Genomic DNA, 13385 nt, shown 5'->3' on the forward strand with positions numbered 1-13385 from the left:
TCGCTGTTCTCGGGTAGAATGGGTGGTGACGGAAACCACTGCCGAACACGTCGCGGGCGGGCCGATCAGCAGAAGCTGAGAAGCCGGAGGACAACCCCTAGCAACTCCCGGGGGAAGCGCTAGGAAGCGTGTCCTCCGTTGCCCAACCGCACCGTCAAGACGTCCCTAGTAGCCGAGGTTTCCGGCTACATCTCCGGCTTCGACCAGGCCGCGAAGAAGACCCGCGAGCTCGGCTCCGAGACCGAGAAGCTGGGCCAGAAGCGCGAGGCCATCGCTGGCGTCGGCATGGCCATGACTGCCTTCGGTGCGGTCGCCGCGGCCGCGGTGGGGCTCGCCGTCGCGAAGTACGCCGAGTTCGACGCCGCGATGTCGTCGGTGCAGGCGGCAACGCATGCCTCCGTGACGGAGATGAACCAGCTTCGCGACGCGGCGATCGATGCCGGCGCGAACACCGTGTTCACTGCCACGCAGGCCGCGAACGGCATCGAGGAGCTCTCCAAGGCCGGTGTCAGCACCGCCGACATCCTCAACGGTGGCCTCTCCGGCGCACTCGACCTGGCCTCCGCCGGCGAGCTCGAGGTCGCCGACGCCGCGCAGATCGCCGCGACGGCGATGACGCAGTTCAACGAGAAGGGGTCCGAGGTTCCGCACATCGCGGACCTCCTCTCCGCCGGTGCCGGCAAGGCGCAGGGCAGCGTGAAGGACCTCGCGCAGGCACTCAACCAGGGTGGCCTCGTCGCGTCGCAGGCGGGGTTCTCCATCGAGGAGACCACAGGCACCCTCGCGGCGTTCGCGTCCGCGGGCCTCCTCGGATCCGACGCGGGTACGTCCCTGAAGACCGCGATCATCGCCCTGCAGAACCCGTCCGACAAGGCGCGCGGGATCATGAAGCAGTACGGCATCGACGTGTACGACTCGTCGGGCAAGATGCTCTCGTTCGGTGGCATCGCCGCGCAGCTCGAGGACAAGCTCGGCACCCTCTCCGACGAGCAGCGCAACGCAGCCCTCGCCACCATCTTCGGCAACGACGCGGTGCGCGCCGCGAACGTCCTCTACAGCGAGGGCGCGTCCGGTATCGCCGAGTGGACCGGCAAGGTCAACGACAACGGGTACGCCGCGGAGACCGCCCGCCTGAAGCTCGACAACCTCAAGGGCGACGTCGAGAAGCTCGGCGGCGCGTTCGACACGGCACTGATCCAGTCCGGGTCGGCCGCGAACGGCAGCCTCCGATCCATCGTCCAGACCGCCACGTTCCTCGTGGACGGCATCAACGCGCTCCCGCAGCCCGTCCTCGCCGCTGGCGTCGCCGTGACAGCTCTCGCGGCCGGCGTCGGCCTCGTGGGTGGCGGAGCGCTCATCGCGGTCCCGAAGATCGCAGCGCTCAAGGTGCAGCTCGACACCATGGGCATCAGCTTCAAGACCGCTGCTCTCCGCAGTGCTGCCGCCGGTCTCGCGCTCGGCGGTGTCACGCTCGCGATCGGCTACCTGGTCGGCAAGCAGGCGAATCTGCAGGCGATGACGTCGGAGCTCACCGACACCCTCGACGACTCGACCGGGGCGCTCACGAAGTACAGCCGGGCCATGGTCGTCCGGAAGCTCGCTGAAGACGACACGTTCCAGGCGGCGAAGGAAGCCGGCGTCTCGCAGAAGCAGCTCACCGACTCGATCATCGAGGGTGGGGATGCTCTCGACAAGACCCTCGAGAAGTTCGGGAAGACGAACAGCGTCGGGCACGCCTTCGACGGCGTCGCATGGCGGTCCGTCGCCGCTCAGGGCAAGATCAGGGACCTCGCGAAAGCCGTCGACGACAGCCAGACGGCGTTCGACAACCAGGAGAAGGCCAACGGCGGAGCCGGCGTCACGGCAGCCACGGTCGCTGAGCAGTACCAAACCGAGGCCGCGAACGTCTCCGACCTGTCGAACGAGCTCGAGCAGCTGATCGGCCAGATCAACGCCGCGAACGACGTCAACCAGGACGCCATCAGCGCGAACGCGTCGTACCAGGAAGCCCTGGCCGGGCTCGGCGAGCAGGTCGCCGAACAGCGGAAGAACACCGAGGGGTACACGACTTCCCTCGACGAGAACACCGCGATCGGTGCCAGCAACGCCGACATGCTGTCGAGCCTCGCGAACCGGGCCCAGGAGGCCGCGTCGAAGCAGTACGAGGTCGACAAGTCGACGATGAGCTCGAAGGACGCTGCCGACAAGTACGCGAGCACGCTCGCGAAGCAGCGGCAGAAGTTCATCGAGTCCGCGACCGCTGCCGGGTTCAACGCCGGCGAGGTGAAGAAGCTCGCCGACCGTGTGTTCCAGCTGCCGTCGGAGAAGGAGATCAAGATCCTCGCCGACACGGACAAGGCGCAGACGGACCTGAACGCGTTCATCACCCGCAACGACGGCCGCGTCATCACCGTCCGACAGCAGCTCATCACCGAAGCGATCAAGTCTGGTGCCGCGCCCGGTGCCGCGAAGGCGGCCTACAACGCCCACGGCGCGGTCATGGACTTCTACGGCGACGGTGGTGTCGCCGAGAACCACGTTGCGCAGTTCGCTGCCGCCGGCACGATGCGCGTCTGGGCTGAGCCCGAGACCGGCGGTGAGGCGTACATCCCGCTCGCCGTGTCGAAGCGGACCCGGTCCCTCGCGATCTGGGAGGAGACCGGTCGCCGGCTGCAGGCGTTCGCGGACGGTGACGTGCACGGCGGGACCCCGACGTACGTGCCGACTCCTCCGCAGATCGTCTACGCCCAGGCACCTGGCAGCTCGGGAGGCGGCAACTCGACGACCTTCGCCCCGCAGTTCGTCTCCTCCGGCAACCAGCGGCAGGACTTCGACGACGCCTGGTTCCAGTTCAAGACCCGGATCACCGGCGGCCGCTGAACCGCAACCCCCACTCACGACAGAAAGAGACAACATGCAGCCGTACGCAAAGGTCCCCTGGCCGGAACTGCCCAGGCCCGACGAGGTGGAAGTCCAGACTGTAGGCGGTGCGGGACTCTACTTCCGACGGCGGCTCGCGCCGCTTGCCGCCAGCGCATTCGGATCCGGCATCGCCTGGCTCGGCGACTCGATCACCCGTGGCCTCGGCGCGACCAACAAGGGCGACTCCTGGCCCGGCGTCATCGCTGGCACCAACGTGGCCGTCGCCGGCGACAGCATCCCGACGTACGCCATGCTCTACTCAGGCGGGAAGCTGGCGAAGACGGTCAACGCCGGCGTCAGCGGCGACACCACCGCGAAGATGCTCGCGCGCGTCAAGAAGGACGTCATCGACTACAACCCCGCGGTGTGCGTCGTCCTCGGTGGTACCAACGACTCCGCGACACCAGTGCCGGTGGACGACTTCGCCGCGAACATCACGAAGATCGTCACCTACCTGCGGACCGCGGGCATCGTTCCGGTGCTCTGCACCATCCCGACCATCAACTCGACGGCGCAGCGCCCGGTGATCGTGAACTACAACACGTGGCTCCGCCGGTACTGCGCCGTGCAGGGCATCCGGATGCTCGACTTCTACGCCCTCACCGTCGACCCCGCGACCGGGAACCTGCTGCAGTCCACGATGGGCAACACCGACGGCACGCACCCGGGCAACATCGGCAACGCGCTGCTCGGGAAGTACACCGCCGACACGCTCGCGCCGCTCGTGGGAGCAGCGACCACCCCCCTCGCGTCAGACAACACCGACACACTGAACCTCGTGCCCGACGGCCTCAACTACGGCTCCGTGACGAACGGGCTCGCAGCCCCCTGGGGGGTGTTCGGCTCACTCCCGACCGGCGCGACGCCCTCAGTGGTCACCGACCCGCTCGTACCCGGGAAGATGCAGCAGCTGTCGCTCTCCGCCACGACAAGCGGGGCGACGCTGTACAAGCGGATCACGCCCGCCCCCGGACGGCGCATCGTGATCTCGGGCACGGTGACGAAGACCGCCGGCGCGGCCGGCCTGCAGGCCTACTTCAACACGTCCAACGAGACCGACACGTACAACCAGCTCCTCGACGTCACCGAGGCAGTCACACGCGGCAAGTTCTCGACCGAGCTCGTCGTCCCGGAGAACACGAACAGCATCGACCTCAAGATGTTCGTCCAGCCCGGCACCACGACGTTCGCCGTCGGACAGCTGACTGCCTACGACCTCACCGCACAGGCGGTGCTGTAGTACCGCGGGCGCGACGCCGTCGGCCGCTTCATCGCGGCCGACGGCGTCCTCTCTTGCCTCGACCTGTTTCGGCGACCGAGACCGGCAGCCAGGGGATTTCAGCGGTCCGCAGGCAACCCGTGCCGGGGAAGGTGACTGCCGGCGACATAGCCCTCGATCAAGAGCGGGATCGTGAGTTTCCGGAGCTCGCGAGCGTTCCACCACATGCGCCATTCCGGCTCTTCGTCGTAGTCGCGGTCCACTGCAACGATCGCGTCGATCTTCTCGAGAAGCTCTTGGCGACCCAACTGGTCGAAGTCGTACGCCAGGTCCCCGAGTTGCGTGCGAAGAGCAGCGACCTTGGCCGAGTTCTCTGAGCCCTCGGGACCCACGTCAGCCTCGTTCACGGCGCTGACCCAGTTCCGTACGAGGCCCGCGAACGAGATCCGCTCAAGCTGCGCCTGCCGTAACCGGTCGCGTTCTTCGCGCTGCTCGTCAGCCTCGCGGACGCGCTTGCTGAACTCGACCGTCTCCCGCGCGACACGGTCAGTTCGCAGGGCGATCCACACGGTCACGCCTCCGACGATCGTCGCCGCGACCACACCGAGGAGGCCGGTGCCGATGTCTGACCACCACTCGTAGGAGAACCAGGGGTGCCATTCGGTCGTCAGCAGCGTCACCGGCTGAACGTACCGCGTGAGCGGGGCCAGACGCAGCCTGAATCGCTCCGGTCGATAGTCCTAGGTAACTGCAGCCCAGACGGGGCTGCCGGCAAGGAGGACACGATGGGCCGGGACAACGAGTGGGACGAATGGGTCCACGACTACTACGAACGCGAGGACAGCGCCGCGGAGCAATCTGCCAGCTGAGACCAGACAGTGCCCCTCGGGTTCCTTCGGGGGCTCGAGGGGCACCGTTGGCTACGGGCAGGGCTGCAGTTCCGCCGGCACAGAAGTGGGAAGCGGGTGCCCCCACAGATCGAGTCCCGGCTTGTCCGTGGGGCCGAGCTTCTCGAACCCAGCTGCGGCGAAGAGCTGCTGACTTGGCTCGTTGCCTTGCCAGATGCGGGTGAAGGCTTCACACCCGAGACTCTCATCTCGTTTGGTCCGAGTTAGCGCCCCTAGGACGTCCTCCAGCGCTTCTCGCCCAAGGTGCCTCCCACGCTCGTCAACGCTCACACCCAGGGCCCAGATGATGAAGTCCTGACCGTCAGAGTCGAAACCGAAGTGGGTGACCGCCTTCAGACGACCATCTTCGAATCCGACCCGTACTGCCTCACCCGTCGGCGGCGGTGGCCTCAGCCCACGAAAGTGAGACTGAACCTCGTACTCCCACGGTTTGGGGTGGTGATCACGGCGGTATCGATCGTACGTCTGGCGTTCTGGATCTGCGCAGACGAACTGCTGAAGCAAGAACCTGTGACCCGCGTGAGCGGTCTGCCAGTCGAGGTGACTAGCGCTCCCCACGCTTTTCGCGCCACTGACGGATCATGTCTCGCTCTACAGACGACAGGACCGGCGAACCGGCACCTGTACGGTGAGCTGCCGCAAGATCGATGCGCTCGTCCACCGTCAGTCCGTCGTTACCGACGGCGGTGTGCGCGGCAGCGTTGGGACGGGAGAGCGTCAGGGATGCGGACATGCCCCAAACGTAGTACAGAAACCTGTAAAACGGTGAGCAAGTGTGTACATGCGCAACGCCGGAAGCGAACGGACGATCAGAGTCATAGCCGTCGCCGATCACGAGAGTATCGAACGAGCCGCGTGTATTGAGAGTCTGAGTGAACACTGGAGAGCTCACCTGGTCCGTCGCTTCGCCAGCACGTGATCCTGGCGAGCGCCGCAGCCTCCCCGGCTCTGGGCGCGACTGCCTGCTCCTTCGTGCACGAGCTAGCTCTTAGCAGCCCTGCGTGGTGTCAGCGCTGAGGTTGAGGCGGAGCCGGATGCGCTGCGAAGCAGCGCCCGACACTTCGTCCGAGGGGAACGCAACCGCGTTTGCCTGCTCGAGCGACGCCGACTCCTTGATCGTGTTGATCGCGGGCAGGGCCTGGAAGTAGTAGTCGCGGAGCGAGTCGACGTCCTTTTGGTCGATGACCTCGGGCCAGATCACTTTCCGGTCGTCGAGGCGTCGCGCCGCGTCCTGCGCCGACGTAATGAGGGGGCCGGATGACGAGTGGATGGCGTCGAGGTTCTGTGCCACCAGCGCGTCGTTGAGCGTCTTGGATGCTGCGTTGACAGGACAGACGGTCCCGAGGAAGTACTTCCCGGCCGCGGCGACACTCATCGCCGCCGGTGTGGGGGTCGGAGTGGGTGTCGGGGTTGCCGTCGATGCCGCGGACGTCCGAGTGCTCGAGGCGGTCGTTTCCTTCTGCCCGCTGCCCGAACAACCGGAGAGCACGACGATGAGCGCGAGAGCAGTGGCTGTTGGCGCGACGATCCTCATCATGATGAGCATCACTCTACGATGCGCCTGCCGTGTTCGACCCCGTCCGCGGCCCCAAGTCTTGGGCTGACTGCATCACGCCACACCCACGCGCACTCGGCCGCCTGACTGAATCCCCACTCAACGAGTGCGGCCCGCTCCGTGTACGCGATGACGCGCGCCTCGACCTCGAGAGAGCGATCGGGGAAGGTCACCCAGGCGAGGACCGGGTCCGGCTGTGCGAGGTCGTAGACGGGGCCACCGTAGGCCGCCTCGGGCAGGCTCAACGCCGGGCCGAGCGTCCACCTGTCACGACGTCGCCTGGCCACCTGGTGACGGTAGCGGCGAACCTCTGACAGGGACGGCTACAGCCGCCGCGGCTCGTCCGGGAGCGACTGCAGCCAGCGCTCCCCCTCCCCGCGCAGGATGAGCGCCTTCTTCTTCCCGGGGTACTTCGGCACCAACTCACCCTTCCGGATCGCCTGTCGGATCGTCCAGTCGGAGAGGTCGCAGACTGCAGCGAAGTGATCGATCGTGTACGCGAGCTGCCCGTGTTCCTCCACGGCACGATCGTCTCGCGACGAGCGCTGACTGGCAATCGACAGATCTGCGCAGCTACTCGAGAGGTCGCAAGTCAGGCCCGGCTGGGCAGGTGAGCCCGGACGTAGTTCGCCTGTGCTTCGCTCAGGGGCGACCACATCGTGCCCTTGTCGTGCTCCGGATGGCGTGCACGCAGCACTCTCCGGACCGCGCGCCCGCCATCGCGGTAGCCGAGCTCTTCACCCAGGGCCGCCGGCGTCGTTGGTAACGGCTCCAGCACGAACGCCTCACCGGGAAGCTCCCGCACCGGCTCGCCCAGCATCTCGGCAAGCTCCTTCCGCACTCGGATGTGCTCGAGCTGCTGCTGCAGCGGGCTCTTCCGGGCGTAGATCTCGTGCATCTCCTTGCTCAACGCGAGGAACGCCGCACTCGCCATCGCCATCTCGGTGGCCTCGCCGTCGCCGATGATGCGCGCCAGGTCGAAGTAGACGCGCCGCGCCGGGGTGTCAGGCATCCCGAGCGCCTCCACCGTGGCCCACGCAGCTGCGATCATGCGTCCACGCTCATCTTCATCGTCGCGTTCAGGCATGGTCGGATGCTAGGCCCCCGCCCGTCACAAGTCGAAGACATGCGCGGACTCTTGGACGTCCCGCGCGCCGGCAGCTGCGCACGTACCTTGCGTCCGTGGACAACGCTCCGGACGACAGCCAGGCCCTCGACGTGCGCGGGCTTGCGAAGTGGCTCAACATCACCGAGTGGAAGGCCCGCGAGCTCGGCAACGACCTGCTGTTCCCATCGTTCCGAGTCGGCAGGGCGCACCGCTTCTGGCCATCAGAGGTGCGGACGTACCTGTCTGAGCCGCGTGACCCGTGGAAGCAGTCACCGCAGTCGCGCGGGCGGAAGCGTGTCGGCCGGCCGCAAGCGGCGGGGTATCGAAGCCACTGGCCGTCGCCGAAGCCGCCACACCCGACGGAGTGACGTACCCGCACTTACCCCGCAGATTCGCTGGCATCGCGCGGAACCTTCCGGAACCCTACGAGCAGGAGAAGCCCCGTTGAGCGCGCAAGCAGCCATCTAGGGGAAGAGGCCGAAATGCTCCGTCAGGTAATACGGGGGTTGCGGGTTCAAGTCCCGCTGCCGGCCCCAGACGAAGCGATGCCCCGGGCGAAGTCTCGCCCGGGGCATCGGCACACGGAACGCGGATCAGGGGGCGTTCCGGGCGCTGGACGCGGTAACCAGCCGGTCGTGCGACGAGGATGACACCTCACCGACCCGCGCGTCCACACCCTGACCCCACATCCGCGGAAATCCGCACGATGTGCACGAACGCGCAGGGGTCCTGTCCGCTCAGCGTCCGCCAGCTCGGCACCCGCCGGCTCAGCGGCCGCCGGTGATCTTCCGCTCCCGCTGCGCGACGCCGGCCGTGCCGTAGGGGTAGTCGTCGATGCGGGGAGCGCTGGCGTCGGTCAGCCGGTCGAGCTCGTCGTCGGTGAGCACCAGGTCCGCGGCACCGAGGTTGTCCTCGAGCTGCGACAGGGTGCGGACGCCGAGGATCACGCTCGTGACCGCGGGACGGGCCAGCAGCCAGGCGAGCGCGACCTGCGACTTCGACGCGTCGTGGGCGTCGGCCACCTCGGAGACGGCGTCGAGCACCTCCCACGTGCGCTCGTCGCCGTTGCGGGCTTCCCAGGCCTCCATGCCGCGCTGCGGGTTCTCGCCCAGGCGGGTGGCACCGGTCGGGGCCTCGTCGCGCTGGTACTTGCCGGAGAGCCAGCCGCCGGCCAGCGGCGACCAGGGCAGCAGACCGATGCCGGCGTCGAGGCAGGCGGGCACGACCTCGTGCTCGATGTCGCGGACGAGCAGGTTGTACTGCGGCTGCAGGGTGACGGGCGGCGCCCAGCCGTGGGCCTTCGCCTCGTAGACGGCCTTGGTGACCTGGTAGCCGAGGTAGTTCGAGAACCCGTAGGAGCCGATCTTGCCGGCGGACACGGCGTCGTCGAGGAACCGCAGGGTCTCGTCGATGGGGGTCAGGGCGTCCCACGCGTGCATCTGGTACAGGTCGATGTGGTCGACGCCGAGCCGCTCGAGCGAGGCGTCGAGGGCCACGCGCAGGTGTCGTCGGGACAGGCCGAGGTCGTTCGGGCCGTCGCCCTGCGGGAACCGACCCTTGGTGGCGAGGACGACCTGCGCGGCCTCGGTGGGGTGTGCTGCGAGCCAGCGGCCGATGATCCGCTCGGACTCGTTGCCGGAGTAGACGTCCGCCGTGTCGACGAGCGTGCCACCGGCGGCCACGAAGGCGTCGAGGATGGCGTGTGAGGTGGGTTCGTCGGCTTCGCTGCCGAACGTCATGGTGCCGAGGGTCAGCGTCGACACCGATGTCCCGCTGTTGCCGAGGAGTCTGTAGTCCATGGCGGGGACGGTACGCCCGGTGCCGTCCGACCGAGGGGACCCACGAGTACCCCTCAGCGCGGGGCGGACAGGAACCGCAGTGCCGCTTCGCGGAACGGCCGCGACGTCGGGGCGTTGAAGTGGTTGCGCCCGGGGATCTCGAAGAAGGTGGCGTCCGGCGCGGCCTCGGCGAGCCGGACCGCGCTGTCGCGGATGCCGTCCTCGCTGCCCGCGGCGATCAGGAGCGGCTGCGCCGGGGCGTTCTCCGGGGTCGGCTCGATGCTGTTCCGCATCCCCTCGACCATGGCCACGAGCGCGCCGAGGTCGTTGCCCTCGACGTTGCCCGCCATCGTGAGGTAGCCGTTCGTGACGCGGTCCTCGATGGGGGTGCCGTCGGCGATGTACGCCTTTGCCTGGTCGACGCGGACGCGACGCATCGGGTCGGCGTCCGGGATCCCGCCGAACACCGCACGTGAGATCCGGCCGGGCAGCCGTTCGGCGGTGTGCCAGCCGACCCGTGCGCCGAGCGAGTACCCGAGGAACGCGACGTCGTCGAGCAGGTACGTGTCGATGACCGTGGTGACGTCGGCGACGAGCAGGTCCATCGAGTACGCACCCGGGTCGTGCGGCTTCGCGCTCGCGCCGTGCCCGCGCTGGTCGAGTGCCACGACCCGGTAGCCGGCACGGACCAGGTGGCGTGTCCAGCCCGAGGCGTGCCAGTTCAGCACCGCACCGGAGGCGAAGCCGTGCACAGCGATGACGGCCGGGGCGTCGGGGTCGCCGAAGTCGTAGGTCGCGAGTCGCAGCCCGTCGGGCGACATCACGAACCGGGGGCGGGGCGCTTCGGGGACGAGTGACATGTCCTCTCAAGCGTATCGGGGCAGTGTGGTGGCCATGGACGGCTACGGCGGCGATCAGATCCGGGCGGCGGAACGCCCCCACCTCGACGCGGGGGAACCCCTGATGCAACGGGCCGCCGACGGGCTCGCGCGCATCGTGGGCGACCTGCTGGACGACCCGGCCGTGCGGCCGGTCGACGGGCCGGGATCCGTCCTCGTGCTCGCCGGCAGCGGCGACAACGGCGGTGACGCCCTGTTCGCGGGCGCGCGCCTGGCAGCGGCCGGGAGGCACGTGGCGGTCCTGCGCGTCGGCTCCCGTGTCCACGAGGCCGGCCTCGCAGCGGCGCTGGACGCCGGCGCCCGTCTGCTGGACGGCCCGTCCGGCTCCTCGGGACCGAACTCGGGCGGAGCGGCCGACATCCTGCGGGCCGCCGGCCGGAGTGACGGCGAACGCCTGGCGGACGTCGCGACCGAGGCGGCACTCGAGGCCGACCTGGTGCTCGACGGCATCCTCGGCATCGGGGTGCACGGCGCGAACGCACTGCGGTCCCCCGCGCGGGACGTCGTGGACGCCATCCGTGAGCTCGCCCGCGACCAGCGTGCGCCGTTCGTCGTCGCGGTGGACGTGCCGAGCGGCATCGACGTGGACACCGGCGGCGTCGCGGACGACCACGTCCTGCACGCCGACGTCACCGTCACCTTCGGCGGTGTGAAGGCCGGCCTGTTGACCGGACCCGCCGCCACCCTCGCCGGCCGGATCGAACTCGTCGACGTCGGGATCGGTGCGGATCTGGCGACGACGGAGCCGCTGATCCGCACCTGACCCCTCGCCCGTCAGTGCTGCTCGAACGTCAGTGGTGCTCGTACAGCACGGGCTCCGGCAGACCGTGCTCGGCGCGGACGCTGCGTGCGATGCCCTCGATCGCGACCAGGGCGTCGACCACGAGCTCCGGCGTCACCGGGAACGGCATGTTGTGGATGGTCTCGCCCTCCACCGTCGCGGCCTCGGCCACGGCGCGCAGCACGTCGCGGTCGTCGACCGTCAGGCCGATCTCGGTCAGGGTGTTCGGCAGGCCGACCTTCGTGGTGAAGACGACGAAGTCCTCGATCTCCTCGGCCGGGGCACCCTCGAGCACCAGCTGGGCGATCGTCCCGATGTTCACCTTCTGCCCGTGGGCCAGGCCGTGCGCCTGCGGAGCCGCGGTCAGCCCGTTGTGGATCGCGTGGGCGGCGGCGAGCCCACCGGACTCGAAGCCCAGGCCGGACAGCAGCGTGTTCGCCTCGACGACCTTCTCGAGCGCCGGGGTGACGACCTTGGCCTTGACGGCCTCGATGGCCTGCAGGGCGTTCTCGTGCAGGAGCTTCCACGACAGCTCGGCGAGCGCGACGCCGGTCTGGGTCTGCAGGCCGCCGGCCATGGTGTCGGCGTTGGCGCGCTTCGCGGCACGGGCCTCGACCCACGTCGCCAGCGCGTCGCCGATGCCCGCGACCAGGAACTGCACCGGCGCGTTGGCGACGAGCCTGGTGTCGATGAGCACCAGGTCCGGGTTGTGCGGGAAGAAGCGGTACTCGATGAACTCGCCCTCGGCGGTGTAGATGACGGCGAGCGCCGAGGTCGGGGCGTCGGTGGACGCGGCCGTCGGCACGCTGGCCCACCGGATGCCGGCGAGGTGCCCAGCGGCCTTCGCGGCGTCGATCGCGGAGCCACCGCCGAGCCCCATGATGACGTCGGCATCCTTCGCGCGGATCTGCTCGACGAGCTCGTCGACGGCCTCGGGGGTGGCGAAGCGGCCGAACCCGACACGCTGCACGGCCAGGTCGGCGGACCGGAAGCTCTCGGTGACGGCGGTCTCGACGATGCCCCAGACCACGTCGTCGGCGACGATCAGGGGCCGCTTGCCGATCGGGGCGATGAACTCGCCGACGCGGGTGATCGCGTCCTTGCCCTGGACGTAGCGGGCGGGGCTCATCACGGTGCTGATGGGAGTGGCCATCGTGCGGTTCCTTCCGGTTGTACGACAGGTGTACGACAGGTGTCGGGGTGGCCGACGCCGCCGACGGTACGCGGGGCCGCTGATCGGGAGGTGCTGATCGGTAGGTTCGGGACCATGACGTTCAACGACGACTCGCAACTCCGGGGCGGCAAGGTCAAGCGGCGGGGTCGCACCACGGCGATCGGCGGAGGTGCCGTGGGCGTCGGCGCCATCGTGGTGTTCCTGATCGCGCAGTTCACCGGCTTCGACGTGAGCGGGATCGTCGGCGGCGGCAACGGCCTGACGACGATCCAGCAGGGGGGCGAGTCCGTCGATGCCGCCCCCGAGTGCCGGACCGGGCGCGACGCCAACCTGCGCGTCGAGTGCCGGATGGAGGGCGCGGCCGAGTCGCTCGACACCTACTGGACGTCCGAAGCGCGGTCGCTCGGCATCTCGTACACGTCACCGGAGTTCTTCCTGTTCCAGGACTCCACCGACACCTCGTGCGGGCAGGCATCGGCCGCGACCGGCCCGTTCTACTGCCCACCGGACCGTGCGGTCTTCCTGGACACCGCGTTCTACGACGACCTTCAGTCGCAGTACGGCTCGTCCGGCGGTCCGCTCGCGCAGATGTACGTCGTCGCGCACGAGTGGGCGCACCACATCCAGCAGCTTCAGGGGTCGTTCGCGAACACCGACCGCTCCGGCACGGGGGCGTCGTCGGGCAGTGTCCGCGTCGAGCTGCAGGCGGACTGCTACGCCGGGGCCTGGGTCGGCGACGCCGCCACGACGAAGGACGCGAACGGCGAGACGTTCTTCGAACCGATCACCCGCTCCCAGATCACCGACGCCCTGTCGGCGGCGAGTGCCGTGGGCGACGACAGCATCCAGGAGCGCGCGACCGGCCGCGTCGACCCGGACTCGTTCACGCACGGGTCGAGCGAGCAGCGACAGCGCTGGTTCCTGCGGGGCTACCAGCAGGGCGCGACGAGCTGCGACACCCTGAGCATCCCGGGTTCGGCCCTGTAGCCGCACCGTCGAACCACGGGAGGCCCGGTGCCAGCTGGCACCGGGCCTCCCGTC

Annotated in this window: 14 protein-coding genes; 5 read left to right on the top strand and 9 right to left on the bottom strand. The window is 68.8% G+C overall.

Features of this window, described 5'->3' with window-relative positions; translation table 11 throughout:
- Positions 1–138: 138 nt before the first annotated feature.
- A complete protein-coding gene (locus DEJ03_RS00315; protein ID WP_110863101.1) occupies positions 139–2880 on the top strand; it encodes a phage tail tape measure protein in 2742 nt (913 codons plus the stop codon).
- A 34-nt stretch (positions 2881–2914) separates the two neighbouring features.
- Entirely contained in the window at positions 2915–4162 is a 1248-nt protein-coding gene (locus DEJ03_RS00320) for a GDSL-type esterase/lipase family protein (protein WP_110863102.1), read from the top strand.
- 98 nt (positions 4163–4260) lie between these two features.
- Here the strand turns inward: DEJ03_RS00320 and DEJ03_RS00325 are convergent, their stop codons facing one another.
- The 6 genes from DEJ03_RS00325 to DEJ03_RS00345 all read right to left on the bottom strand — a co-directional run bounded on the left by DEJ03_RS00325 (position 4261) and on the right by DEJ03_RS00345 (position 7691).
- A complete protein-coding gene (locus DEJ03_RS00325; RefSeq protein WP_110863103.1) occupies positions 4261–4821 on the bottom strand; it encodes a hypothetical protein in 561 nt (186 codons plus the stop codon).
- A gap of 240 nt (positions 4822–5061) precedes the next feature.
- Positions 5062–5607: a GNAT family N-acetyltransferase gene (locus DEJ03_RS18360; protein WP_375342286.1), complete on the bottom strand. Its 546-nt coding sequence runs from the start codon at positions 5605–5607 to the stop codon at positions 5062–5064.
- A complete protein-coding gene (locus DEJ03_RS17635; protein ID WP_146237616.1) occupies positions 5594–5782 on the bottom strand; it encodes a hypothetical protein in 189 nt (62 codons plus the stop codon). Before DEJ03_RS17635 ends, DEJ03_RS18360 begins: the two co-directional genes overlap by 14 nt.
- Before the next feature lie 255 nt (positions 5783–6037).
- Positions 6038–6595 (bottom strand): hypothetical protein, encoded by a 558-nt coding sequence (locus DEJ03_RS00330; RefSeq protein ID WP_110863104.1) that lies wholly within the window; start codon positions 6593–6595, stop codon positions 6038–6040.
- Between the two features lie 332 nt (positions 6596–6927).
- Positions 6928–7125: a hypothetical protein gene (locus DEJ03_RS00340; protein WP_110863106.1), complete on the bottom strand. Its 198-nt coding sequence runs from the start codon at positions 7123–7125 to the stop codon at positions 6928–6930.
- A 71-nt stretch (positions 7126–7196) separates the two neighbouring features.
- Positions 7197–7691, bottom strand: coding sequence for a hypothetical protein (locus DEJ03_RS00345; protein ID WP_146237617.1), 495 nt, complete (start codon positions 7689–7691; stop codon positions 7197–7199).
- A gap of 95 nt (positions 7692–7786) precedes the next feature.
- On the opposite strand from DEJ03_RS00345, the gene DEJ03_RS17640 reads away from it, so the two are divergent.
- Positions 7787–8080, top strand: a complete 294-nt coding sequence (locus DEJ03_RS17640) for a hypothetical protein (protein WP_146237618.1) — start codon at positions 7787–7789, stop codon at positions 8078–8080.
- Between the two features lie 399 nt (positions 8081–8479).
- On the opposite strand, the gene DEJ03_RS00350 is transcribed toward DEJ03_RS17640, so the two are convergent.
- Both DEJ03_RS00350 and DEJ03_RS00355 read right to left on the bottom strand, forming a co-directional pair.
- Positions 8480–9511, bottom strand: coding sequence for an aldo/keto reductase (locus DEJ03_RS00350; protein WP_110863108.1), 1032 nt, complete (start codon positions 9509–9511; stop codon positions 8480–8482).
- Positions 9512–9564: 53 nt separating this feature from the next.
- Entirely contained in the window at positions 9565–10350 is a 786-nt protein-coding gene (locus tag DEJ03_RS00355; protein ID WP_110863109.1) for an alpha/beta fold hydrolase, read from the bottom strand.
- Between DEJ03_RS00355 and DEJ03_RS00360 the strand changes: the two genes are divergently transcribed.
- Positions 10349–11152 (top strand): NAD(P)H-hydrate epimerase, encoded by an 804-nt coding sequence (locus DEJ03_RS00360; protein ID WP_258370432.1) that lies wholly within the window; start codon positions 10349–10351, stop codon positions 11150–11152. The two genes, DEJ03_RS00355 and DEJ03_RS00360, sit on opposite strands and share 2 nt — an antisense overlap.
- 28 nt (positions 11153–11180) lie before the next feature.
- Here the strand turns inward: DEJ03_RS00360 and DEJ03_RS00365 are convergent, their stop codons facing one another.
- Entirely contained in the window at positions 11181–12323 is a 1143-nt protein-coding gene (locus DEJ03_RS00365) for a glycerol dehydrogenase (RefSeq protein ID WP_110863111.1), read from the bottom strand.
- Positions 12324–12437: 114 nt separating this feature from the next.
- Here DEJ03_RS00365 and DEJ03_RS00370 point away from each other — a divergent pair, with 114 nt between their 5' ends.
- Positions 12438–13331, top strand: a complete 894-nt coding sequence (locus DEJ03_RS00370; RefSeq protein WP_110863112.1) for a neutral zinc metallopeptidase — start codon at positions 12438–12440, stop codon at positions 13329–13331.
- Positions 13332–13385: the final 54 nt, after the last annotated feature.

The sequence above is a fragment of the Curtobacterium sp. MCLR17_043 genome, assembly GCF_003224215.1.
In the GTDB taxonomy this organism is placed as follows: domain Bacteria; phylum Actinomycetota; class Actinomycetes; order Actinomycetales; family Microbacteriaceae; genus Curtobacterium; species Curtobacterium flaccumfaciens.